The sequence below is a fragment of the Sphingomonas sp. SRI_018 genome (genome assembly GCF_057586275.1).
Genome location: NZ_JBYCZO010000001.1, coordinates 884,631 through 908,197, shown reverse-complemented (window position 1 = coordinate 908,197; position 23,567 = coordinate 884,631). Strand labels below are relative to the sequence as shown.

23 protein-coding genes and 1 tRNA gene are annotated in these 23,567 nt (G+C 68.6%); 13 read left to right on the top strand and 11 right to left on the bottom strand.

Going from position 1 to position 23,567, the window contains the following annotated elements; genetic code table 11:
- Positions 1-63 precede the first annotated feature (63 nt).
- Both AC2YHA_RS04205 and AC2YHA_RS04200 read right to left on the bottom strand, forming a co-directional pair.
- The gene (locus AC2YHA_RS04205; RefSeq protein WP_487400488.1) at positions 64-717 is read right to left on the bottom strand and encodes an O-methyltransferase; all 654 of its coding nucleotides are present in this window, start codon (positions 715-717) and stop codon (positions 64-66) included.
- Positions 718-724: 7 nt separating this feature from the next.
- Complete coding sequence (locus AC2YHA_RS04200; RefSeq protein WP_487400487.1) at positions 725-1,633, bottom strand: class I fructose-bisphosphate aldolase; 909 nt, start codon at positions 1,631-1,633, stop codon at positions 725-727.
- Between the two features lie 137 nt (positions 1,634-1,770).
- Here AC2YHA_RS04200 and AC2YHA_RS04195 point away from each other — a divergent pair, with 137 nt between their 5' ends.
- Both AC2YHA_RS04195 and AC2YHA_RS04190 read left to right on the top strand, forming a co-directional pair.
- Positions 1,771-2,955 (top strand): MFS transporter, encoded by a 1,185-nt coding sequence (locus AC2YHA_RS04195; RefSeq protein ID WP_487400486.1) that lies wholly within the window; start codon positions 1,771-1,773, stop codon positions 2,953-2,955.
- Between the two features lie 142 nt (positions 2,956-3,097).
- A complete protein-coding gene (locus AC2YHA_RS04190; RefSeq protein WP_487401698.1) occupies positions 3,098-3,514 on the top strand; it encodes a TlpA family protein disulfide reductase in 417 nt (138 codons plus the stop codon).
- A gap of 4 nt (positions 3,515-3,518) precedes the next feature.
- On the opposite strand, the gene AC2YHA_RS04185 is transcribed toward AC2YHA_RS04190, so the two are convergent.
- The 5 genes from AC2YHA_RS04185 to tkt are packed head-to-tail and all read right to left on the bottom strand — an operon-like array spanning position 3,519 to position 8,554.
- Positions 3,519-3,935, bottom strand: a complete 417-nt coding sequence (locus AC2YHA_RS04185) for a VOC family protein (RefSeq protein ID WP_487400485.1) — start codon at positions 3,933-3,935, stop codon at positions 3,519-3,521.
- Positions 3,932-5,122, bottom strand: coding sequence for a phosphoglycerate kinase (locus AC2YHA_RS04180; RefSeq protein ID WP_487400484.1), 1,191 nt, complete (start codon positions 5,120-5,122; stop codon positions 3,932-3,934). Before AC2YHA_RS04180 ends, AC2YHA_RS04185 begins: the two co-directional genes overlap by 4 nt.
- The gene (locus AC2YHA_RS04175; protein ID WP_487400483.1) at positions 5,119-5,574 is read right to left on the bottom strand and encodes an MOSC domain-containing protein; all 456 of its coding nucleotides are present in this window, start codon (positions 5,572-5,574) and stop codon (positions 5,119-5,121) included. Before AC2YHA_RS04175 ends, AC2YHA_RS04180 begins: the two co-directional genes overlap by 4 nt.
- The gene (gap, locus tag AC2YHA_RS04170) at positions 5,574-6,584 is read right to left on the bottom strand and encodes a type I glyceraldehyde-3-phosphate dehydrogenase (protein ID WP_487400482.1); all 1,011 of its coding nucleotides are present in this window, start codon (positions 6,582-6,584) and stop codon (positions 5,574-5,576) included. The genes AC2YHA_RS04175 and gap overlap by 1 nt, the downstream gene beginning before the upstream one ends.
- Entirely contained in the window at positions 6,581-8,554 is a 1,974-nt protein-coding gene (tkt, locus tag AC2YHA_RS04165; RefSeq protein WP_487400481.1) for a transketolase, read from the bottom strand. The genes gap and tkt overlap by 4 nt, the downstream gene beginning before the upstream one ends.
- Positions 8,555-8,678: 124 nt before the next feature.
- On the opposite strand from tkt, the gene AC2YHA_RS04160 reads away from it, so the two are divergent.
- The 4 genes from AC2YHA_RS04160 to AC2YHA_RS04145 all read left to right on the top strand — a co-directional run bounded on the left by AC2YHA_RS04160 (position 8,679) and on the right by AC2YHA_RS04145 (position 10,126).
- A complete protein-coding gene (locus AC2YHA_RS04160; RefSeq protein WP_233782739.1) occupies positions 8,679-8,867 on the top strand; it encodes a hypothetical protein in 189 nt (62 codons plus the stop codon).
- Positions 8,867-9,175: a cell division protein ZapA gene (locus tag AC2YHA_RS04155; protein WP_233782740.1), complete on the top strand. Its 309-nt coding sequence runs from the start codon at positions 8,867-8,869 to the stop codon at positions 9,173-9,175. The genes AC2YHA_RS04160 and AC2YHA_RS04155 overlap by 1 nt, the downstream gene beginning before the upstream one ends.
- A 190-nt stretch (positions 9,176-9,365) precedes the next feature.
- Positions 9,366-9,908 carry a 5-formyltetrahydrofolate cyclo-ligase gene (locus tag AC2YHA_RS04150; RefSeq protein WP_487400480.1) on the top strand — a complete coding sequence of 181 codons (543 nt, stop codon included), beginning with the start codon at positions 9,366-9,368 and terminating at the stop codon, positions 9,906-9,908.
- Positions 9,905-10,126 (top strand): DUF2842 domain-containing protein, encoded by a 222-nt coding sequence (locus AC2YHA_RS04145; protein ID WP_487400479.1) that lies wholly within the window; start codon positions 9,905-9,907, stop codon positions 10,124-10,126. The genes AC2YHA_RS04150 and AC2YHA_RS04145 overlap by 4 nt, the downstream gene beginning before the upstream one ends.
- A gap of 23 nt (positions 10,127-10,149) precedes the next feature.
- Here the strand turns inward: AC2YHA_RS04145 and AC2YHA_RS04140 are convergent.
- Together AC2YHA_RS04140 and AC2YHA_RS04135 are read right to left on the bottom strand one after the other, a co-directional pair.
- Positions 10,150-10,226: transfer RNA gene (locus AC2YHA_RS04140), tRNA-Asp, on the bottom strand.
- Between the two features lie 35 nt (positions 10,227-10,261).
- A complete protein-coding gene (locus tag AC2YHA_RS04135) occupies positions 10,262-11,398 on the bottom strand; it encodes an AI-2E family transporter (protein ID WP_487401697.1) in 1,137 nt (378 codons plus the stop codon).
- Between the two features lie 187 nt (positions 11,399-11,585).
- On the opposite strand from AC2YHA_RS04135, the gene AC2YHA_RS04130 reads away from it, so the two are divergent.
- Together AC2YHA_RS04130 and AC2YHA_RS04125 are read left to right on the top strand one after the other, a co-directional pair.
- Positions 11,586-13,070, top strand: coding sequence for an FGGY family carbohydrate kinase (locus AC2YHA_RS04130; protein WP_487400478.1), 1,485 nt, complete (start codon positions 11,586-11,588; stop codon positions 13,068-13,070).
- Positions 13,071-13,134: 64 nt separating this feature from the next.
- A complete protein-coding gene (locus tag AC2YHA_RS04125) occupies positions 13,135-13,386 on the top strand; it encodes a hypothetical protein (RefSeq protein ID WP_487400477.1) in 252 nt (83 codons plus the stop codon).
- Positions 13,387-13,540: 154 nt separating this feature from the next.
- On the opposite strand, the gene AC2YHA_RS04120 is transcribed toward AC2YHA_RS04125, so the two are convergent.
- Both AC2YHA_RS04120 and AC2YHA_RS04115 read right to left on the bottom strand, forming a co-directional pair.
- Positions 13,541-14,407 carry an oxidoreductase gene (locus AC2YHA_RS04120; RefSeq protein ID WP_487400476.1) on the bottom strand — a complete coding sequence of 289 codons (867 nt, stop codon included), beginning with the start codon at positions 14,405-14,407 and terminating at the stop codon, positions 13,541-13,543.
- Positions 14,408-14,449: 42 nt separating this feature from the next.
- Positions 14,450-16,153, bottom strand: a complete 1,704-nt coding sequence (locus AC2YHA_RS04115; protein ID WP_487401696.1) for a class I adenylate-forming enzyme family protein — start codon at positions 16,151-16,153, stop codon at positions 14,450-14,452.
- 210 nt (positions 16,154-16,363) lie between these two features.
- Between AC2YHA_RS04115 and AC2YHA_RS04110 the strand changes: the two genes are divergently transcribed.
- The 5 genes from AC2YHA_RS04110 to AC2YHA_RS04090 all read left to right on the top strand — a co-directional run bounded on the left by AC2YHA_RS04110 (position 16,364) and on the right by AC2YHA_RS04090 (position 23,520).
- Positions 16,364-17,584: a serine hydrolase domain-containing protein gene (locus AC2YHA_RS04110; protein WP_487401695.1), complete on the top strand. Its 1,221-nt coding sequence runs from the start codon at positions 16,364-16,366 to the stop codon at positions 17,582-17,584.
- Positions 17,585-17,603: 19 nt separating this feature from the next.
- The gene (locus AC2YHA_RS04105; RefSeq protein WP_487400475.1) at positions 17,604-19,631 is read left to right on the top strand and encodes a 3-hydroxyacyl-CoA dehydrogenase NAD-binding domain-containing protein; all 2,028 of its coding nucleotides are present in this window, start codon (positions 17,604-17,606) and stop codon (positions 19,629-19,631) included.
- 130 nt (positions 19,632-19,761) lie between these two features.
- On the top strand, positions 19,762-21,078 hold the full coding sequence (locus AC2YHA_RS04100; protein ID WP_487400474.1) for an amidase family protein: 1,317 nt from the start codon (positions 19,762-19,764) through the stop codon (positions 21,076-21,078).
- The gene (locus AC2YHA_RS04095) at positions 21,075-22,262 is read left to right on the top strand and encodes an acyl-CoA dehydrogenase family protein (protein ID WP_487400473.1); all 1,188 of its coding nucleotides are present in this window, start codon (positions 21,075-21,077) and stop codon (positions 22,260-22,262) included. Before AC2YHA_RS04100 ends, AC2YHA_RS04095 begins: the two co-directional genes overlap by 4 nt.
- A gap of 130 nt (positions 22,263-22,392) precedes the next feature.
- Positions 22,393-23,520 (top strand): acyl-CoA dehydrogenase family protein, encoded by a 1,128-nt coding sequence (locus AC2YHA_RS04090; protein WP_487400472.1) that lies wholly within the window; start codon positions 22,393-22,395, stop codon positions 23,518-23,520.
- The last annotated feature ends 47 nt before the right edge of the window (positions 23,521-23,567 follow it).

Genomic DNA, 23,567 nt, shown 5'->3' with positions numbered 1-23,567 from the left:
GGTCCGCTTGCTCTGTGCTTGCCTTCCGGTGGACCCCGGCCTTCGCCGGGGTGACGGAGGTGTTTAGTCGACCACCGCGATCAGAAAGCCGTCCCACTTCTTCACGCCCACGGTTTGGATCGCAGTCGCGGAAAGGCGCGGCTCGGCCGCGACCGTCTCAAATAATCTGCGCGTGCCGACGATCCTTTCGTCACGGCTGTCCGCATCGAGCAGGCCACCCTCGCGCACGACATTGTCGACCACGATCGTCGTACCCGGCCGCGACAGGTCGATCGCCGCCCGCACATAGGCGGCGTTGTTCTGCTTGTCGGCGTCGATGAAGACGAAGTCGAACGGGCCGGTAAGCCCCTTCAGGCTGTCGAGCGCCGGGCCGACGATCACCTCGACCTTGTCCGTCAGCCCCGCAGTAGCGATGTTCGCGCGGGCGACGTCGGCGTGATGCGCATCGACCTCCAGCGTGGTCAGCCGCCCGCCCTCCGGCAGCGCCCGGGCGAGCCAGATCGTGGAATAACCGCCGAGCGTGCCGACCTCGAGGATGTGTTTCGCCCCGGCCATCCGCGCGAGCAGGTGGAGGAACTTGCCCTGCACCGGCGCGACGTCGATCGCCGGCAGCGCGCCCGCCTGGTTCGCCGCCAGCGCACCGTCGAGGACAGGATCGGGGCCGAGCAGTTGCCCGGAGATATAGTCGTCGACGTCGCGCCAGCGGTCTTCGGTCATGCCGCGGTCACTCCTCGTCCTTGTAGATGCGCACCAGCTTGTCGAGCATCGCCAACGCGTCGCCGCGCTCGCGCTGGAAGGTGTTGCGGCCGATGATCGAGCCGTTGCCGCCGCCGTCGCGGATGTCGCGCGCGTCCTGGTAGACCGCGTCCTCGCCCTTGGCGGCGCCGCCCGAGAACACCACGATGCGACGGCCGTTGAAGCAGGCCTTCACGACATGCTTCACGCGGTCCGACTGCTTCGACCAGTCGGTGCCCTCGTAAACCTTCTGCGCATCCTTCTGCTCGATGTGCGCGCTCGGCAGCTTGACCTTGATGATGTGTGCGCCGAGCAGCGCCGCCATGTGTGCGGCATAGGCGCCGACGTCGAGCGCCAGCTCGCCGTCCTTGGTGAGCTTGCCGCCGCGCGGATAGGACCAGATCACCGTCGCGATGCCGACCGACTTGGCCTCGGCGGACAGTTCCTTGATCTCCTCCATCATATCGAACACCTCGTCGGCGCCCGGATAGATGGTGAAGCCGATCGCCGAGCAGCCGAGCCGCAGCGCATCGTCGACGCCGCCGGTCACCGCCTGGTTGATACCGGTAGCCCATGAATTCGACGAATTGACCTTGAGGATCGTCGGGATCTGCCCGGCGAAGGTGTCGGCGCCCGCCTCCAGCATCCCGAGCGGGGCGGCATAGGCGGAGAGGCCCGCGTCGATCGCGAGCTGGTAATGGTAATGCGGGTCATAGGCCGGCTCGTTGACCGCGAAGCTGCGCGCCGGCCCATGCTCGAAGCCCTGGTCGACCGGCAGGATGATGAGCTTGCCGGTGCCGCCGAGGCGCCCCTGCATCAGGATGCGGGCCAGATTGGCCTTCACGCCCGGGTTGTCGGATTCGTAATTGGCAAGAATGGCCTTTACGGTCGGCGTCATCATTGTCTCCCCTTCTATGTTCCTTGCCGCGGCTGATAGTCAGCGCCTCGCCCGTCCGCAACGCGCCGAAACCGGAAATTCCGCGCTACCGGCAAGCTTCAGCTTGATTTTGCTGCGACGCAGCGCATCTGCGGCGGATGCACACGCCGCAACAGCATCAGCTCTCGCCCGCCCTCACCCTGCTGATGGCAGTCGGCTGCGGCGTGATGGTCGCCAATCTCTACTATGCCCAGACGCTGATCGAGATGATCGCGCCCGATGTCGGCCTGTCGCCGGCCGTCGCCGGCGGCATCGTCACGCTGACGCAGCTCGGCTACGGGCTCGGGCTGGCGCTGATCGTGCCGCTGTCGGACATCGTCGAGAACAAGCGGCTGGTGATCGTCGCCACCATCGGTGCCGTACTGGGGAGCATCGGCGTGGCCGCTGCGGGGAATGCCGGGCTGTTCCTGCTGGCATCGCTGATCGTCGGCACCTGCTCGGTCGGCGTACAGGTGCTGATCCCGTTCGCCGCGCACCTCAGCAGCCATGAGCGGCAGGGGCGCACGATCGGCATGGTGATGAGCGGCCTCTTGACCGGCATCATGCTGGCGCGGCCGGTGGCGGGCTTCATCGCCGCGGTCGCGGGCTGGCGCGCGGTGTTCGTCGTCTCGGCGATCGCGATGGCGGCGATCGGCGCGGTGCTGGCGGCGAAGCTGCCGCAGCGCCGGCCGGCGGTGCGGATGAGCTATGGCGCGATCCTGGCTTCGAGCTTCGGGACCTTCGGCCGCTATCGCCAGCTGAGGCTGCGCACCGCCTATCAGTCGCTGCTGTTCCTGGCCTTCAACCTGTTCTGGACCGCCGCGCCACTCACCCTCTACCGGGAGTTCGGCGCGAGCCACGCCGAGGTGGCATTGTTCGCCCTCGCCGGCGCCGGCGGCGCGCTGGCGGCCCCGATCGCCGGACACCTCGCCGACCAGGGCAAGCTCAAAGCGACCACCTTCGCGGCGCTGCTGCTGCTCACCCTCTCCTTCCTCGTCGCGGACCTGGTCGTGGCGGCGGGCAGCGTCATCGCCTTCGCGGTGACGGCAGTGCTGATCGACGCGGCGGTGCAGCTCAACCAGATCACCGGCCAGCGCATCATCTTCGGCCTCGCGCCCGAGGCGCGCGGACGGATCAATGCCGCCTACATGACGGTGATGTTCCTGATCGGCGCGATGGGCTCGCTGATCGGCTCCGCGAGTTACGAGCGCGGAGGCTGGGGCCTGTCGGCGCTGATCGGTGCCGGGATCGGCGCCGTGCTGCTGGCGCTGTTCCTGACGTTCGACCGCCGCGCCGACGCTTGACGGCCGCCCGACCCCCGCTCACAATCGGCGGCCGAGGGGGGCCTCAATGAAGACATTGTCGATGCTCGGGCTAGCGCTGCCTGCCATCCTGTTCGCCACGGCGGCATCGCCGGAACGCGTGCCATCGCAGCCGAAGGTCGGGATGCTCGCACCGAACTTCGAGCTCAAGCTGATCGACGGCAGCAAGGTGACGCTCGACGAGCTGCGCGGCAACGTCATCGTGCTCAATTTCTGGGCGACCTGGTGCGTGCCGTGCCGAGAGGAGCTGCCGCTGCTCGACCGCTATTACGACATCCAGCGCTCGCACGGCCTCAAGGTGTTCGCGATCACCACCGAAGGATCGGTGCCGCTCTACAAGCTCAAGCCTTTGTTCGCGAAGATGACGATCCCTTCGGCGCGCGGCATCAAGGGCCCCTACGGCTCGCTCGGCGGCGTGCCGACCAACTTCGTGATCGGCCGCGACGGCCGCGTGCGCTATGCCAAGGCCGGGGCGTTCGACCTGGATGCGCTCAACGCGATCCTGGTGCCGCTGCTCAAGGAGCCGGTGCCGGCGAGCTGACGGTTCAGCGCGGCACCGGCGCCCAGGGCGGTCCCTTGAGCTCGAGATTGTTGCCTTCCGGGTCGGTGAGGTAGATCGACGGCCCCTCGCCTTCCGCGCCGTAGCGCGACACGATCTCCGCCTTGATGCCATGCCCGGCGAGCTCCGCCAGGATCGCCTCTCCATCCCACGGCAGCACGCGGAAGCAGACATGGTCGACGTTGCGCCTCTCCCTGCCGGGAGCCGCGCCGCCCTGGCTGCCGAGCTTGCCGTCGATCGGAACCAGATCGATCAGCGCGGTGCCGACGCGCAGCTGATAGAGGCCGACCGCCTCCTGCTTCTTCTCCCAGCGCGCGCCGAGCACGTCGATGTAGAAGGCCGCCACCCTCTCCAGGTCGACCACGCGGAACACGACGTGGTCGATGGCCTGGACCGTGATCATCGCGCCAGCGCCGCCACACCGGGCAGCTCTTTCCCTTCCATCCACTCGAGGAACGCGCCGCCGGCGGTCGAGACGAAGCTGAACTGGTCGGCGACGCCGGCCTGGTTGAGCGCGGCCACGGTATCGCCGCCGCCCGCGACCGAGACCAGCGAGCCTTCCTTGGTGAGCGCCGCCGCGGTCTTGGCCAGGGTGACGGTCGCCGTGTCGAACGGCGGCGTCTCGAACGCGCCGAGGGGGCCGTTCCACACCAAGGTGCGGCAGGTCTTGAGCACGTCGGCCAACGCCTCGGTCGCGGCGGGGCCGACGTCGAGGATCATCTCGTCGGCGGCGACCTCGTGGACGTTGACGGTGCGGGTCGGCGGGTTGGGCTTGAACTCCTTCGCCACCACCACGTCATAGGGCAGGTGCACGGTGCAGCCGGCGCGGTCGGCCGCCTCCATGATCTCCTCGGCGGTGCCGGTGAGGTCGTGCTCGGCCAGCGACTTGCCGACGTCGACGCCGCGCGCGGCGAGGAAGGTGTTCGCCATGCCGCCGCCGATGATGAGATGGTCGACCTTCGCCACCAGATGCTTCAGCACGTCGAGCTTGGTCGACACCTTCGCCCCACCGACCACCGCCGCGACCGGATGCTCGGGATTGCCGAGCGCCTTGTCGAGCGCGTCGAGCTCGGCCTCCATCTGGCGGCCGGCATAGGCGGGCAGCTTGTGCGCCAGCCCTTCGGTCGAGGCATGGGCGCGGTGGGCGGCGGAGAAGGCGTCGTTGACGTAGATGTCGCCGAGCGCGGCGAGCCGGTCGATCGTCTCGGGCGCGTTCTTCTCCTCGCCGGGATCGAAACGGGTGTTCTCGAGCACGCCGATGTCGCCGGGCTGCATCGTCGCGATCGCCTCGGTCGCGTCCTGGTCGTCGATGAAACGGACCGGACGGCCGAGCACCTGCTCATAGGGCTTGGTGACCAGCGCCAGCGACATTTCGGGATTGCGCTGCCCCTTGGGCCGGCCGAAGTGCGCGAGCACGATCACGATCGCGCCCTTGTCGGCGAGCTCGGTGACGGTCGGGATGGTGGCGCGCAGCCGCGTGTCGTCGGTCACCGTGCCGCCGTCCATCGGCACGTTCAAATCCTCGCGCACCAGCACGCGCTTGCCCGAAACATCGCTGAGATCGTCGAGGGTCTTGAAGGGTCGGGTCATGGTTCGATCCTGATCGGGTCACCGACGGCAATCGCGCCGCCGGCAACGACAAAGGCACAGACGCCGCCGCGCCAGCCGGGCGTCAGCGCCTCGCGAAGTCCGGGCGCGAGCGCGTTCATCCGCTCGCACGGCTCGGTCTCGGCGGTGACCTCGAGCACCACGTCGGCGCCGATGCGCAGCCGCGTGCCGCCGGCCTGCGGCAGGTCGAGACCGTCAACCAGCAGGTTGGCGCGCCGTTCCTGCCACGGAACGCTCGCGCCGACCTCGGCGATCGCCGCCTGCCAGTCGCCGCGTTCGATCAGCGTCACCTGGCGCTTGTACGGACCGCCCTTCCTCCCGCCGCGGAAGTCGCCGGCAATGCCGCCCTCGACCGACACCTCGGTGCGATCGAGCGTCTCCATCGGCGCCTTGGGGGCCGCGTGGCGGGCGATGCCGGCGAGCACGCCGGTCATCACATCAGCTTCGCCATCGCGCCCGCGGTGTCGACCATGCGGTTCGAGAAGCCCCACTCATTGTCGTACCAGCTGACGACACGGACGAGCTTGCCCTCGATCACCGCCGTCTCCAGGCTGTCGACGGTCGACGAGGCCGGCGTATGGACGATGTCGACCGAGACCAGCGGGTCCTCCGAATAGACCAGCACGCCCTTGAGCGGCCCGCTCTCCGATGCGGCCTTGAGGATCGCGTTGACCTCTTCCTTCGTCGTGTCGCGCTTGGGGGTGAAGGTGAGATCGATCAGGCTGCCGTCCGGCACCGGCACGCGCACCGACGAGCCGTCGAGCTTGCCCTTCAGCTCCGGCAGCACCTCGCCCACCGCGCGGGCGGCGCCGGTGGTGGTGGGGATGATCGACATGGCGGCGGCGCGGGCGCGGCGCAGGTCCTTGTGGATCTGGTCGAGGATCTTCTGGTCGTTGGTATAGGCATGGACCGTGGTCATCAGGCCGCGCTCGATGCCGATCGAATCGTTCATCACCTTGGCGACCGGCGCCAGGCAGTTGGTGGTGCACGACGCGTTGGAGACGATCGTGTGCTCGGCGGTCAGCTTGTCGTGGTTGACACCATAGACGACGGTCAGGTCCGCGCCCTTGGCCGGGGCCGAGATCAGCACCTTCTTGGCGCCCGCGTCGATGTGCTTCTTAGCGCTCTCGCGGTCGGTGAAGAAGCCGGTGCACTCCAGCACCAGGTCGACGCCATTGGCCTTGTGCGGCAAGTTGGCGGGATCGCGCTCGGCGGTGACGTGGATGCGCTTGCCGTCGATGATCAGGTCGTTGCCGTCGGCCGCGACCTCGCCCGGATACTTGCCGTGGACCGAATCGCGGCTGAACAGCCAGGCGTTCGACTTGGCGTCGGCGAGGTCGTTGATCGAGACCAGCTCGAGCCCCGTGTCGCCGCGCTCCAGCATCGCGCGCGCGACGAGGCGGCCGATGCGTCCGAAACCATTGATCGCAACCTTCACCGTCATGCCGTCCACTCCTTCACTTTGGCGAGGACCTGGGGCGCGATCTTGTCCGCCGTCAGTCCGAAATAATCATAGAGCGCCTCCGCCGGCGCCGAGGCACCGAAGCGGTCGATGCCGAAACGCAGCCCATTGAGGCCGGTATAGCGTTCCCATCCCATCGTCGTTCCAGCCTCGATCGACACGCGGAGCGGGCCTTGGGGCAGGATGTCGGCACGATAGTCGGGCGATTGCGCGTCGAAGCGCGACCAGCAGGGCATGGACACCACATCGGCACCCAAGCCCGCCTCTTCAAGCCTGGCGGCGACCGCGACCGCGATCTCGACCTCCGAGCCGGTGGCGATCAGCACCACCTTGCGCTCCGCCTCGGCCGCCTTGAGTCGATAGGCTCCCTTCGCCGCCAGCATCTCGCCGTCGTGGCGAAGCTGCGGCAGGTTCTGCCGGGTGAGCGCGAGCAGCGACGGACCGCCCTCGTTCTCCAGGCTCGCCGCCCAGGCCTCGGCAGTCTCGACCACGTCGCAAGGGCGCCAGACCTCCAGGTTCGGGATCGTGCGCAGCGACATGAGATGCTCGATCGGCTGGTGCGTCGGCCCGTCCTCGCCGAGGCCGATCGAATCGTGCGTCATCACATAGACGACCCGCGCCCGCTGGAGCGCCGACAGGCGGATCGCCGGCCGGGCATAGTCGGAGAAGACCAGGAAGGTGCCGCCATAGGGGATCACGCCCCCGTGCAGCGCCATGCCGTTCATCGCCGCGCCCATGCCGAACTCGCGGATGCCGTAATAGACATAGCGGCCGGCATAGTCGTCGCGGGTCAGCGGACCGGTGGCGGCGGTCTTGGTGTTGTTCGAGCCCGTAAGGTCGGCCGAGCCGCCGACCAGCTCGGGCACCGCCACGGTGAGCGCGTCCAGTGCCAGCTCGGAGGCCTTGCGCGTCGCCACTTTCTGCGGCTCGGCGAACAGCTTGGCGATATGGGCAGGAATGCCGGTGTCGGCCGGCAGGTCGCCCGCAATCCGGCGCTCGAATTCCTTACGTTTGTCGGAGCTTGCGAGTCGTTTCTCCCATTCGGCATGAGGCTCGGTACCACGCCTGCCGGCAGCGAGCCAGGCTTCGCGCACCTCCTCCGGCACCTCGAACGGCGCCGAGGTCCAGCCGAGCTCGACCCGCGCCGCTGCGACCTCGTCCTTCCCGAGCGGCGAGCCGTGGGTCTTGGACGTGCCCTGCTTGTTGGGCGCGCCCTTGCCGATGATCGTGCGACAGCGGACCAGCGACGGCCGCGGGTCGGCGAGTGCGGCGTCGAAGGCGGCGGCGATGCTCGCCGGATCATGTCCGTCGCACTCGACCGTATGCCAGCCGGTCGCGGCATAGCGTGCCGGGATATCCTCGTCGGTCGACAGCGAGGTCGGGCCGTCGATGGTGATCTTGTTGTCGTCCCACAGCACGATCAGCCGGCCGAGCTTCAGATGCCCGGCAAGCCCGATCGCCTCATGGTTGACGCCCTCCATCAGGCATCCGTCGCCAGCGATCACCCATGTGCGATGGTCGACCAGATCGTCGCCGAACCCCGCGTTGAGGTGCCGCTCGGCAACCGCCATGCCGACCGCCATCGCCAGCCCCTGCCCGAGCGGACCGGTGGTGCATTCGATGCCCGGCAGCTCGAAATTCTCCGGATGCCCGGCGCAAGGGCTGCCGAGCTGCCGGAAATTGCGGATATCCTCGATGGTAGGACGCGCGTAGCCGGTCAGGTACAGCAGCGAATAGATCAGCATCGATCCATGCCCCGCCGACAGCACGAAACGGTCGCGGTCCGGCCATTTGGGATCGGCGGGATCGAACTTGAGATAGCGGGTGAACAGCACCGTCGCGACGTCGGCCATGCCCATCGGCATACCGGGATGGCCGGAGTTGGCCGCCTCGACCGCATCCATCGAAAGGGCGCGGATGGCATTGGCCTGGGCGGTGAAGATCTGATCCATGCGCGGTCCTGGCAATGGGTGATGCCGGCGACTCACCGGCCGCGCTGCCTTTCGCGAGCAAACCCCGCCGCGTCAACCGCGGGGCGAACTTGCCGCGCCGCAATGTTGGGGCTACATCTTCGGAATGGCGGACCAAGCGCCTGAAATTGCACTGCGCAGGATCGAGGACGCGCTGGCGCGGATCGAAACGGCCGCCGCGCGGCTGCGCACCGGAACCCCCGGCCTCGAACGTCGACATGAGCGGTTGCGCGAACGTGTCGAGGCCGCGATCGCCGCGCTCGACGAGATCATCGCACGGGAAGATGAAGGCTGATGGCCGAGGTCCAGCTCATCATCGGCGGCCGCAGCCACACCGTCGCCTGCCGCGACGGCGAAGAGGCCGAACTGGAGGCACTGGGCCGCCGGCTCGACCGCCACGCCGACGCCGCCGCCCGTGCGGCCGGATCGGCGGGCGGCGAACGGATGATGCTGTTCATCGCGCTGATGCTCGCCGACGAGCTCGCCGAGACCGAGCGGACGCGCGGCGACGGAGACGGAAACGTGGCCGCCGTGCTGCAGCATATCGCCAGGCGGCTCGAATCGGTCGCGACAGCCCTTGAGAACGGACCCGTGCAGCTCTAGATAGGGCAGCGGCGGGCACTGCCCGGTACGAGCCTCCAAATATCCCTGAGGCTATTCATCATCCATGGGGGCTGTCCCTGCGCAGATCCTGGTCTGTCGTACATGGTCCCCACCTGACGTACTGTGCGTCAGAGGATATCGTGGCATACGGCCACGGCGGTCCCGCCACCTCTTTCCCCGAGCCTGTCCGATGAGCGACGAGAAGCGCGCCCTGCGCGCCCGGATGCGCGCCGAGCGCGATGCCTTCGCGATGGCGAGCGATGCGGTGATCGCGCCGCCGCCCGAATATCTCGCGCGGCTGGCACCGGGCGTGATCGTTGCTTCCTACGTCCCGATGGGCAGCGAAGCAGACCCTAGCCCGCTCGCCGCCGCCGCCCGCGCCGCCGGCGCCCGGCTGGCGCTGCCGCACGTCGTCGACCGGCGGGGCGAGCTGCGCTTCTTCCCCTGGCGGGACGGCGACCCTCTCCACCCCGGCCCGTTCGGCCTGCGCCAGCCCGCCTGCGACGGCGAGGAGCTGGCGCCGGCGATCATCCTGACCCCGCTCGTCGCCTTCGACGACAGGCTCAATCGCCTGGGCCAGGGCGCCGGCCACTACGACCGCGCCTTCGCCCGCTATCCCGACGCGTGGCGGCTCGGCATCGCCTGGTCGGTGCAACGCCTGCTCGCGATCGACACCGATCCCTGGGACGTCCCGCTCCACGCGGTCGTCACCGAACAAGGACTGCTGCCGTGACTCCCGAAACCAAGCCGAGCTGGCGCAAGCCCGCCGGCATGTTCGCCCTACTTGCCTATATCGCGGTATGGGTGGTGCTGGTCACCAGCTTCTCCGGCGTGATCGGCACGCTCGCCTGGCTGCTGCAGCTGGTCATCTATCTCGTCGCCGGGATCGCCTGGATCGCGCCGCTGAAGCCGTTGCTGCTGTGGATGGAAACGGGCCGCTGGCGCGCCTGATTCCCGGTACCAATTACCAGGAATGGCGCGAGTGACGGGGCTCGAACCCGCGACCTCCGGCGTGACAGGCCGGCGCTCTAACCAACTGAGCTACACCCGCGTATCGCTGCGAGAGCGCGGCACCTAGAGCCCGCCCTACCCCCTGTCAACCGGTGTTTCGCCCCCTTTTTTCACGCGCAGCCGCGGCCCCTCGCTCTCGCCGTGCACCAGCGTACCGTGCTCGAACAGGAATCCGGCGATGTCGGGCTTGCCGGCGGCGTTCAGGATCGTCTGGATGATGATGAGCAGCGGCACCGCGAGCAGCGCCCCCGGCGTCCCCCACACCCAGCCCCAGAAGCTCAGCGAGATCAGGATCAGGATCGGGTTGATGGTCAGCCGGTGCCCGACGATGAACGGCGTCACCGCATTCGCCTCGAGCAGGTGGCAGCCGACCATGACCGCCGCCGGCAGCAGCGCCAGCCACAGATCGTCGAAGGTCATCAGTCCGCCGAGCGCGAGCAGCGCCGCCGCCAGGATCGGCCCGAAATAGGGGATATAGTTGAGCAGCGCGACCACGCCGCCCCACATCAGCGGCGTCGGCATCCCGATCAGGTAGAGCGCCGCCGCGACGATCAGCCCCAGCGATACGTTGATCGCGGTGATCGTGCCGAGATAGGCGGAGGTATCGTCGACCACATCCTGGATCACCCGCGCGGTGGCGAGCGCGCCGCCGAAGCTGGTGCGGCTGGTGATCCACTTGCGCCGCGTCCGCGTCCAGCCCGCCAGGAAGAAATAGACCACCAGCACGCCGTAGAACATCTCGATGAACGCCGACGGCGCCGAGGTCGCGAACAGCTCGACCACCGAGCGCGGCGGCGCGGTCGGCGCCACCACCGGCTGGCGGGCCGGGACCTCCGCCATCTGGCGCAGCGTCTTGTTCACCAGCTTCTCGAGGTTCGAATAGAAATCGATCACCGGCGCGATGTTGGTCTGGATCTGGTCGATCCGCTCGGGAAGCACCCGCACCCATTGCCACGCCGGCACCACGATCGAGGCGAGCGCGATATTGGCCGCGATCAGGAACAGCAGCACGCAGATCAGCGCCGCGAGGCCCGACGGGACATGATGCTCCTCCAGCCATTCAAGCAGCGGCACCAGCGCGATCGCGACGACGATCGCGGCGGTGGTGGGCAGGAAGAAGGACGACCCCGCCTGAAGCGCGAAGGGCAAGGCGACGACCAGACCGACCCCGGCGATCAGCGTCAGTCCGGCGAGCAGGCGGTCGCGCCGCAGGACCTCGACCTCCTCGACGCTTCCCTTGCCGCGCGGCGGAGGCGACGGTTTCGCGGCCGTCGCCTCGACGATCGCGTCGGCCTCGGCTTTGCTGATCTTCGCCGGCTTCTCGTTCACGCAGCACACCTTTCGGCCGGACTGTAGCGGCAATTCCCCGTTGGAGAAAAGCGGGCTAGCCTCTCCTATCATGACCGACCACCTGCTCGTCATCGACGAAGGCACCACCTCCACCCGCGCGATGCTGTTCGCCGCCGACGGCCGCTGCCTCGCCACGGCGCAGGAGGAACTGGAGCAGCATTACCCCCGCCCCGGCTGGGTCGAGCATGACGCAGCGGAGATCTGGGCCAAGAGCGCCCGCTGCGCCGCCGCGATGGTCGAGCACGCCGGCGGGGCCGAGTGCATCGCCGCGATCGGCATCACCAACCAGCGCGAGACGGTGGTGTTCTGGGACAAGCGCACCGGCGAGCCGCTCGCGCCCGCGATCGTGTGGCAGGACCGGCGCACCGCCGGGCTCTGCCGCCGGCTCAAGGACCGCGGCGAGGAGCCGGGCGTGCAGGCGCGCACCGGCCTGCTGCTCGATCCCTATTTCTCGGGCACCAAGATCGCCTGGGCGTGCGAGCAGTGGCCGGCGCTGCGCGAGGCGGGCGAACGCCTGGCGGTCGGTACGGTCGAGAGCTGGCTGGTCTGGAAGCTGACCGCCAACGAGACTCGCGGCGGCCTCCACGTCACCGACGCCACCAATGCCTCGCGCACGCTGCTGATGGGGCTCGGCAGCGGGCAATGGGACGACGGGCTCACCGAACTGTTCGACGTGCCGCGCCGGGCCCTGCCGGAGATCGTCGACTGCGCGGGCCGCTTCGGCACCACGACGCTGTTCGGCGGCGAGATTCCGGTCTCAGGCCTCGCCGGCGACCAGCAGGCGGCGACGATCGGCCAGTCCTGCCTCGCGCCCGGCGACAGCAAGGGGACGTTCGGCACCGGCGCCTTCGTCCTCACCCAATATGGCGCGCGCGTGCCCGTCTCGCGCAACCGGCTGCTCGCCACGGTCGTCTGGCAGCTCGGCGGGCAGCGCGCCTATGCGCTGGAGGGATCGGTGTTCGTCGCCGGCAGCCTGATCAAATGGCTGCGCGACAGCCTGGGCCTGATCGCCACCGCGGAGGAGACGGCGGCGCTGGCCGCGAGCGTCGCGGACAATGCCGGCGTCTATTGCGTCCCCGCTCTCTCCGGCCTCGGCGCGCCCTGGTGGGAACCGGAGGCGCGCGGTAGCCTCTCCGGCCTGTCCTTCACCGCGACGCGCGCGCATGTCGTCCGCGCGGCGCTGGAGGCGATGGCGCACCAGGCGCACGACCTCAAGACCGCCTTCGCCGCCGACGGCGCCGACTGGTCGTGCCTTCGCATCGACGGCGGCATGGTCGCCAACGACTGGATGGCGCAGGACATGGCCGACATGCTGGGGATCGAGGTCGAGCGGCCCACGTTCGCCGAGACGACGGCGCTCGGCGCCGCGATGCTGGCGGGCGTCGGCTGCGGCCTGTTCGCGAACCTCGAAGAGGCGGCGGCGATGCGCGGCAAGGTCGAGACCTTCACGCCACGGCTCGGCGCGGACGAGCGGCAGGCGCGGCTCGACGGATGGGCCCGGGCGGTGCGCAGCGTCGTCGAAGGAGCGCGCTGACCCGCTTCAGCGCCGGTTCAGCAGCGCGGGCATCGATTGCGGACAGCCTCCGAGAGTAAGGCCCATGATCGTCCTGATCACCGTGCTGGCCAGCGTCGCACCGGCGCAAGGCGCGCATCTCGCGAGCGTGAAATCCCCCGTCTTCGCCCCATCTCCGCCAATCGCCCCTTCGCCGCCGCCGCGACGCTCGCCGACCTCGCGGGTGCGCGAATGGACCCTCGATCAGCGTTATTGCGAGCACCGCCGCAACGGGTCGTGCATGATGAGTGCGCCCGACCTGCTCAAGCCGGACGTGGCGCCGAAGGAAGAGCGGTAGCTACCAAAAACCCCTCTCCCCTTGGGAGAGGGAGGGGCCCGCTCGGCGCTAGCCGAGTGGGAGGGTGAGGGTGACCGCCGCCGGCCGTGGTCACCCTCACCCTCCCGCCGCTTCGCGGCTCCTTCCCTCTCCCAATGGGAGAGGGACAGTCGGCTTAACCCTCGCGCCCGCCGATCGGCCGTATCTCCGCGTCCGGAAAGGCCGTCGCCTCGCTCACGGCGCGCCATGCCGCGACGTCCCCGTCGACCGCCGCCCGCTTCGCCTCCCATCCCGCCAGCGCGTCGGCGCCCAGCATCAGCCGCAGCGGCGGATCGTCGCTCTCCACCGCCGCGATCATCGCTTCCGCCGCCCGCGCCGGATCGCCCGGCTGCCTGCCGTCGTTGCCGTAGAGATAATCCTCGACCGGATCGATCACCGCCCGATAGGCGTCCAGCCGCGCCTCCGGCCGCATGTTCGCCCCTCCGGCGAACTCGGTGCGGAAGGCACCCGGCTCGACGATCGTCACATGGATGCCGAGCGGCCGCACCTCGTCGCGCAGCGCCTCGCTCCAGCCTTCGAGCGCGAACTTCGACGCGCAATAGACGGAGAAGCCGCCCATCGAGATCAGTCCGCCGATGCTAGTGAGGTTGAGGATATGGCCGCTCCCCTGCCCCCGCATCTGCGGCAGCGCGGCGCGGATCAGCTCGGCCGGGCCGAAGAAATTGACCTCCATCTGATCGCGCAGCTGATCGGCCGAGAATTCCTCGGCGGCGCCGAGCGATCCGCGGCCGGCGATATTGGCCAGCACATCGATCCGCCCGAAGCGATCGACCGCCGCCGCGACCGCGGCCCTGCGCGCGCCATCGTCGGTAACGTCGAGCGCGACGGGAAGCGCGCGCGCATCGTGCTCCGCCGCCAATTCCTCCAGCGCGTCGCTCCGCCGCGCGGCGAGCACGGCATTGTCGCCCCGCGCCAACACCGCCTCGGCCAGCGCCCGGCCGAACCCGCTCGACGCGCCCGTGATGAACCAGGTCCTCGCCACATTCCGTCTCCCGATCGCCCACCGGCGATTCGGGCGCGGAGATTATGCCGCTTCCTGCCCCGCGAACATCGCCTTCAGCTCCTTCTTCAGGATCTTGCCGTTGGCGTTCCTGGGCAGCGTCTCCTTCACGAAGCGGACAGCGACCGGCACCTTGAACGCGGCCAGCCGCTCGCGGACCCATTGCTGGAGCTCGGCCTCGGTCGCCTGCGTGCCCGGCGCCAGATGCACCACCGCCACCGGTTCCTCGCCGAGCGTGCGGTGCGGCACGCCGATCAGCGCCGCGTCGGTCACTGCAGGATGAGCGTAGAGCACATCCTCCACCTCCGACGAATAGATGTTCTCGCCGCCGCGGATGATGATGTCCTTGGCGCGGTCGACGATGTAGCAGAAACCTTCCTCGTCGAGCCGGGCGAGGTCGCCCGTGCGCACCCAGCCATCGATGAAGGTCGCCGCGGTCGCCTCAGGCTTGTTCCAATAGCCCTTCACCACCATCGGCCCCTTGGCCCAGAGCTCGCCGACCTCGCCGACCGGCAGCTCGCGGGGATTGTCGTCAATGGTCATGATCTTGAGGTCCGCAACGGGGACAGCCGGTCCGCAGCTCGTCGGGCGGTTGAGATAGTCCTCGGCGCCATGGCCGGTGACGGTCGCCATCGTCTCGGTCATGCCCCAGCCGTTGCCCGGCAGCGCGCCGAACTCGGTGTAGATGCGCTTCACCAACTCCGGCGCCGAGGGCGCACCGCCATAGGCGATCGATTCGAGCGAGGAGAGGTCGTATTTGTGGCGATCGGGATGCTCCAGCAGCTGCCAGGCGATCGTCGGCACGCCGCCGGTCAGGTGGACCTTCTCGCGCTCGATCAGCTCCATCGCCAGGACCGGATCCCATTTGCGCATGAAGATCAGCGTGTTGCCGACCGCGACGCAGCCCATCAGCGCCGCGCTGCAGGCGGTGACGTGGAACAGCGGGATCACCGTCAGCACCGTGCGCGGCTCGGGCTGCGCCGGCATCTCGCCGCGCCTCAGCGCCGAGCGCGCGGTCGAATAGCCGCTCGACAGGATGTTGGTGCAGATGTTGCGATGCGTGCCGAGCGCCCCCTTGGGATGGCCGGTGGTGCCGCTGGTGTAGAAGATCGTGGCGTCGTCGTCGGGCGCCAGCTCGACCTGCGGCAGCGTCGCCTGCGGCAGGTCCGCCCACGCCGAGGTCGGGCCGATCAGCTCGTCGAGCGACGAGGCGATGCCGTCGAGCGGTCCGCGCGCGCGGGTGACGATCACGCGCTCCAGGTCGGGCAGCCGCTCGTAGCAATCCTTGAGCCGCTCGTGCCGCTCCCCGTCGACGAACAGCACCTTCGAGCCCGAATCGGCCAGGCCATATTCGAGTTCGCCGCCGGTCCACCACGCGTTGAGCGGCACGCAGATCGCGCCGATGCTGGTGATCGCGAAGAAGATCGTCGGCCACTCGGGCAGGTTGCGCGCCGCCAGCGCCACCCGGTCGCCCTTCTGCACGCCCATGTCCTGCAGCTTCGCGGCGAGATGCGCGACCGCCTTGAAATTGGCGGCGTAGGTGACCCGCTCGCCTTCATACACCGTGAAGACCCGGTCGCCGTGCAGCTGCGACGCCATGATCAGCAGCGCCAGCGTCGGCGGCGTCTGTTTCCACACCCGCGTCGGCACGCCGCGGATGTCGACCGCCTCCATCTCGAACTTGGTGCCCGGAGCAGTGAGCAGCGCGTCGGCCTGCGCGATGCTCATCTTCGGCCAGTCGGCGGGAAGCGCGATCAGGGGTTCGGTCGACACATCTCTCTCCACTCGAAATCCGGGTCACTCGAAACTCGGGTTTGTGCGTGACCGCCTCTTTTCACAAAGGTTAGTGTTGATTCACGCGACGCTCAAGGCAATAGAAGCGCCTCGCCTGCCGGACACGGCGGGAGCAACGATTTGAAACAGTGGTATGGAGGAGAGATGGAGCTGGCGCGGCCCGAGGATCACGGTTTCGACCGTGCCCGCCTCGCGCGAATCGATGCGCTGCTGGATGAGCGCTACGTCGCTTCCGGCAAGCTTCCCCACGCCCAGATCCTGATCGCCCGCGATGGCGAGATCGTCCATTTCACCAGCCTCGGCGCCGCGCGCGAGGGCGGCGCGCCGGTCGACGAGACCAGCCTGTTCCGCATCGCCAGCATGACCAAGCCGATCACCTCGATCGCCTTCATGATGCTGGTCGAGGAGGGCAAGGTCGCGCTCGACACGCCGGTCCACCACATCCTGCCCGAGTTCAAGGGCATCGGCGTCTACGACGGCGGCGGCGGCAGCGTGCCCTTCGTCACCAAACCGACCGCCGAGCCGATGCGGATGGTCGACCTGCTCCGCCACACCTCCGGCCTCACCTATGGCTTCCAGAACCGCTCCAACGTCGACGCCGCCTATCGGGCGAGCAAGATCGAGGCATGGTACGACAACCTCGACCTCGACGGCTTCGTCGCCGCGCTGGCGAAGCTGCCGCTCGAATTCTCCCCGGGCGAGGCGTGGAACTATTCGGTATCGACCGACGTGCTCGGCGCCATCGTCCAGCGCATCGCCGGCAAGCCGCTGCCGGAGGTGTTCCGCGAGCGCATCCTCGCCCCGCTCGGCATGGACGACACCTTCTTCCAGGTGCCGGCCGACAAGCTCCACCGGCTGACCGACTGCTACACCTTCGTGCCCGACAAGGGCCGCATCATGTACGATCGCGGCGAGGAATCGGCCTGGGCCAGGCCCCAGACGCTGACCTCGGGCGGCGGCGGGCTGGTGTCGAGCGCGCTCGACTATCACCGTTTCTGCCGCATGTGCCTGAACGGCGGCGAGCTCGACGGAGCCCGCATCGTCTCGCGCAAGACGATCGAGCTGATGACGCTCAACCACCTGCCCGGCAGATCCGACCTCGCCACCATGTCCCGCTCGCTGTTCAGCGAGACCACCAACGCCGGCACCGGCTTCGGCCTCGGCTTCGCGGTGACCCAGGACGTCGCGAAGTCGATGATCCCGGGCAGCGTCGGCGAATATTATTGGGGCGGCATGTTCTCGACCGCCTTCTTCATCGATCCGGTCGAGCGCGTCACCATGGTGTTCATGACCCAGATGTCGCCCTCCAACACCTACCCGATCCGGCGCGAGCTCAAGACGCTGATCTACTCGGCGCTGGTCTGACCCTTCAGGAGAGAGAAACATGGCCTCCCCCGTCCGCACCGAACGCCACGACGACGTCCTCGTCATCATCTCCGACAACCCGCCGGTGAACGCGCTCGGCGCGGCGGTGCGGCAGGGATTGGACGCCGGCATCAAGGAAGCCGCCGCCGATCCGGCGATCAAGGCGGTGGTGATCCGCTGCGACGGCCGCACCTTCTTCGCTGGCGCCGACATCACCGAGTTCGGCAAGCCCCCGGTCGAGCCCTGGCTGCCCGCGGTGGTCGACGCGATCGAGGCGCTCGACAAGCCGGTGGTGGCGGCGATCCACGGCACCGCGTTCGGCGGCGGCTGCGAGGTGGCGCTCGGTTGCCATTACCGCATCGCCGTGCCCTCGGCGAAGCTCGGCACGCCCGAGGTCAAGCTCGGCCTGCTCCCCGGCGCGGGCGGCACCCAGCGCATCCCGCGCATCGCCGGCGTCAAGCTGGCGCTGGAGATGACCGCGCTCGGCGACCCGATCTCCGCCGAACGGGCACTCGACGCAGGTCTCATCGACCGCCTCGCCGGCGAGGACAGCCTGGAGCCCGATGCGGTCACCTTCGCCCGCGAAGTCGCCGACTGGCGCCCCCTGCCCCGCGCTTCCGAAAAGAGCGTGACGCCCGATCCCGGGGCGGTCGAAGCATTCAGACAAGCCAACGCCCGCCGCTTCCGCGGCTTCGAGGCGCCGTTCGCCAACATCGCCTGCGTCGAGAAGGCGGCGTCCGGCGCGAGCTTCGCCGACGGCATCGCCTTCGAGCGGCAGGAATTCATGAAGCTGATGATGGGCACCCAATCGGCCGCCCAGCGCCATATCTTCTTCGCCGAGCGCAAGGCCTCGAAGATCGACGACGTGCCCGAGGACATCAAGCTGCGCGACATCCACAGGGTCGGCGTGATCGGCGCCGGCACCATGGGCGGCGGCATAGCCATGAACTTCCTGTCGGCCGGCATCCCGGTCACCATCGTCGAGATGGCGCAAGAGGCGCTCGACCGCGGCACGGCCACGATCCGCAAGAACTACGAGGCCACCGCCGCCAAGGGCCGCATTACCACCGCGCAGGTCGAAAAGGCGATGGGCCTGCTCACCCCTACACTCGATTTCGACGCCCTCGCCGACTGCGACCTCGTCATCGAGGCAGTCTATGAAAGCATGGACGTCAAGAAGGAGGTGTTCGGCAAGCTCGATCATGTAGCCAAGCCCGGTGCGATCCTCGCCTCCAACACCAGCTACCTCAACATCGACGAGATCGCCGCGGCCACCTCGCGGCCTGAGGATGTGCTGGGGATGCACTTCTTCTCGCCCGCCAACGTGATGAAGCTGCTCGAGGTCGTGCGCGGGGCGAAAACCGCACCCGACGTGCTGGCGACGGTGATGGCGCTCGCCAAGACGATCCGCAAGATCGCGGTGGTCGCCGGCGTCTGCTTCGGCTTCATCGGCAATCGCATGCTGATGCCGCGCCAGATCGAGGCCAACAAGCTCCTGATGGAGGGTGCCAGCCCCGAACAGATCGACGAGGTCCATGTCGAGTTCGGGATGCCGATGGGCCCGTTCCAGATGAGCGACCTGGCCGGCGTCGACATCGGCTGGCACCGCGACCCGACCCGCATCGAAAGCATCCGCGACGCACTCTGCGCCGAGGGCCGCTGGGGGCAGAAGAAGGGCGCGGGCTTCTACGACTACGACGAGAAGCGCAATCCGACGCCGTCCCCGCGCGTCGCGGAGATCATCGAGGAGTTCCGCAAGAAGACCGGCACGCCTCAACACGCGGTGACCGACGAGGAGATCGTCGAGCGCACGCTCTACCCGATGGTCAACGAGGGCGCGAAGATCCTCGCGGAGGGGATGGCCCAGCGCGCGTCGGACATCGATGTGGTGTGGATCTACGGCTACGGCTGGCCGGTCTACCGCGGCGGGCCGATGTTCTGGGCGAACACGGTGGGGCTCAAGACCATCGTCGAGGGGCTGGAGAAACATGGCTTCGACGTGGCGCCGCTGTTGCGGGAGAAGGCGGAGAAGGGGGAGCGGTTCTGATGGGAGTGCTGCAATTAGCCCTCTCCCCTTTGGGGAGAGGGTTGGGAGAGGGGCAGTGCGGCAGGCGACGGTCTCTGCGAGGCTCCTCCCCCTCTCCCAACCCTCTCCCCAGAGGGGAGAGGGCTAAACGATGAAAACCGTCCAGCAAACCGTCGCCGCCATCGCGGCAGGCGAAACCTCCGCCCGCGCCGAGGTCGAATCCGCCATCGCCCGCATCGAATCCGGCGACGCCGCGATCAACGCCGTCGTCGTCCGCGATTTCGACCGCGCTCGCGCCGCCGCCGACGCGGCCGACCGCCGCATCATGGAGGGCGAACGCACCCCGCTGCTCGGCCTGCCGATGACGGTGAAGGAGAGCTTCGACGTCGCCGGTCTCCCCACGAGCTGGGGCTTCGTCGAGCATCGCGACTATGTGCCCACGGCCGATGCGGAGGCGGTGAAGCGCCTCAAGAACGCCGGCGCGATCATCCTCGGCAAGACCAACGTCCCGCCGGCGCTCGCCGACCTCCAGGCCGACAACCCTGTCTACGGCCGTACCAACAACCCCCACAACCCCGAGCGGGTCGCGGGCGGCTCCTCCGGCGGCTCGGCGGCCGCGCTGGCAGCCGGCTACGTCGCGCTGGAACTGGGCTCCGACATCGGCGGCTCGATCCGCGTCCCCGCCGCCTTCAACGGCGTCTGGGGCCACAAGCCGACCTATGCCGCCCTCTCCTCCGAAGGCCATCATTTCCCCCGTACCGACGGCGCCCGCGCGGCGATGGCGGTGATCGGCCCGCTGGCGCGCGATCCGGACGATCTCGCCCTCGCGCTCGACATCCTGGCCAGCCAGCCGCTCCCCAGACCCGCTCCGCGCGAGCCTGGCGAATGGCGCGTGCTGATCCTTGACGGCCACCCTTCCGCCAAGGTCGCCGCCCCGATCCGCGACGCGCTCGATGCCCTTGCCCGCGCCTTCGAGCGCGCCGGTGCCAGGGTCGACCGCGACAGCCCGCTGCTGCCCGACCTCGCCGAGCAGCACCGCCACTACATGCACATGCTGAACATCGCGATCACGCGCGGCGTCCCGCCCGAGGGAAAGCCGGCGCCGACGCTGGCCGAATGGTTCGACCTCCACGACCACCAGGCCCGCAACCGCCGCCGCTGGAACCGCCTGTTCGCCGACTATGACGCGGTGATCACGCCAACGCTCGGCGTCACCGCCTTCCCGCACGACCCGACCCCGCTCGCCGAACGCCAGCTGGTGATCGACGGCGAGCCCACCCCGTTCGGCGCGCAGTTCGCCTTCCCCGGCCTCGCCACCTTCCCGATGCTGCCCGCGACCAGCGTGCCGATCGCCGTCGATCCCGACGGCCTGCCGATCGGCGTCCAGGTGATCGCCGACACACTCGCCGACCACACCGCGATCGCCGTGGCCAAGGCCGCGCACGACCTGATGAGGACTGAGAGATGACCGACCTCGACACCTTCCGCACGGAGACCCGCGCCTGGCTGGAGGCGAACTGCCCGCCGTCGATGCGTGAGCCGGCGCATGGCGAAGCCGACATCAACTGGGGCGGCCGCAAGGCGGATTACTCGAAGAACCCCGATCAGAAGCTGTGGATGGACCGCATGGCCGAGCGCGGCTGGACGGTGCCCGACTGGCCGAAAGCATACGGGGGCGGCGGCCTTTCCCCGGCCGAGACCAAGATCCTGCGCGAGGAGATGGCCCGCCTCAAATGCCGCAACCCGCTCAACAGCTTCGGCATCTCGATGCTCGGCCCCGCACTTCTCAAATACGGCACCGAGGAACAGAAGCTCGAGCACCTGCCGAAGATCGCCCGCGGCGAAATCCGCTGGTGCCAGGGCTATTCGGAGCCCAACGCCGGCTCCGATCTCGCCGGCCTCCAGACCTGGGCCGAGGACGCAGGCGACCATTATGTCGTCAACGGCCAGAAGGTCTGGACCAGCTACGCCGACAAGGCCGACTGGATCTTCTGCCTGGTCCGCACCTCCAGGGAGTCGAAGCAGGGTGGTATCAGCTTCCTCCTGTTCGACATGGAAAGCCCCGGCGTCTCGACCAGGCCGATCCTGCTGATCTCCGGCTATTCGCCCTTCTGCGAGACCTTCTTCGACAATGTGAAGGTGCCCAAGGCCAACCGCGTCCATGACGAGAACAAGGGCTGGGACGTCGCCAAATACCTGCTCGGCCACGAGCGCGAGATGATCTCGGGCATGGGCCTCGGCTCGGGCGGCGGCAACCCGCTGATCGAGGGCGCGATCGCGACGATCGGCCTCGACGCCGACGGCCGCCTCGCCGACCCGCTGCTGCGCGCCCAGATCGCGCTGTTCGAGGTGCGGGCCAAGGCGTTCGCGGCGATGTCCGAGCGCTTCATCGACGAGCTCAAGGCGGGCAAGGCGCATCCCGCCCAGCCGTCAATGATGAAATATTATGGCACCGAGCTGAACAAGGCCCGCCACGAGCTGATGATGGCCGCGGGCGGCTCCGATGCTCTCGAATGGGAAAGCGATGCTTCCTACCATGGCGCGGCCGCACGGGCATGGCTCAGGACCAAGGCCAATTCGATCGAGGGCGGCACCAGCGAGATCCAGCTCAACATCGTCGCCAAGCGGATCCTGGAGCTGCCCGGAGCGTGACATATACAAGCCCTCTCCCCCTTGGGGAGAGGGTTGGGAGAGGGGTTGGGGTCTCACCGAGACCAGCGCCCGCGGCACCGCCCCTCTCCCCAACCCTCTCCCCAAGGGGGAGAGGGAGCAGGAGATAGCAATGCCCCTCTACCTCAACGACGAACAGACGATGCTCCGCGACACCGCAAAGGATTTCGTCGCCGAGCACGCCCCGGTCAGCCACCTCCGCGCCCTGCGCGACGCGAACGACCCCACCGGCTTCAGCCGCGACCTGTGGAAGCAGTTCGCCGAGATGGGCTTCACGGGCATCCTGATCCCGGAGGCGGACAACGGCCTGGGCCTCGGCCATGTCGAAGCCGGCGTGGTGCTGGAGGAGGTCGGCCGCAACCTTTCCCCATCCCCCTTCCTCACCACCGCCGTCGCCGCGGTCGAGGTGCTAAACGGCACCGCCCACGCCGCTCGCTGGTTCCCCGGCATCCTTACCGGCGAGACCGTCGCCGCTCTCGCGATCGACGAAGGCCCAAAGCATCGCAATCATTTCGCCATGAAGGCGGAGCGTTCCGGCAACGGTTTCAAGCTCAGCGGCAAGAAGCAATTCGTCACCCACGGCCACGTCGCCGACCTCATCATCGTCGCCGCCCGTACCGCTGGCGCGCCTGCGGACATGGACGGCCTCACCCTGTTCGCCGTGCCGAAGGACGCCGCCGGCCTCACCGCGACACCCGAGCGCCTTGCCGACTCCAGCCTCGCCGCCCGCCTGGACTTCGACGGCGTCGAGCTCGATGCCGACGCGGTGATCGGCGAGGTCGATGCCGGCCGCGATCCGCTGCGCCGCCTGATGCACGCCGCACGCGCCGGCGCCTCGGCCGAGCTGCTGGGCGTCGGCGGCGGCGCGATGGACATGACGATCGGCTATCTGAAGGAACGCAAGCAGTTCGGCCTGCCGATCGGCAGCTTCCAGGCCCTCCAGCACCGCGCCGCCCATCTCTATTCGGAAATGGAGGTCGCCCGCGCCGCCACGCTCAAGGCCCAGCAGCTACTCGATGCCGGCGACGACAAGGCGGCGGAGGCGGTGTCGGTCGCCAAGGCGATGACGGGCCTCGCCACCACCCTCGCGGTGCAGGAAGGCATCCAGATGCACGGCGGCATCGGCATGACCGACGAGTTCGACATCGGCTTCTACATGAAGCGGGCGCGCGTGCTTGCGGAGATGTTCGGCGACGCGAACTTCCACGCCGACATTCTGGCAAAGAATGCCGGCTACTGACCCCTCCCCCTTCGCCCTGAGCTTGTCGACCCGGAGGGCGAGCTTGC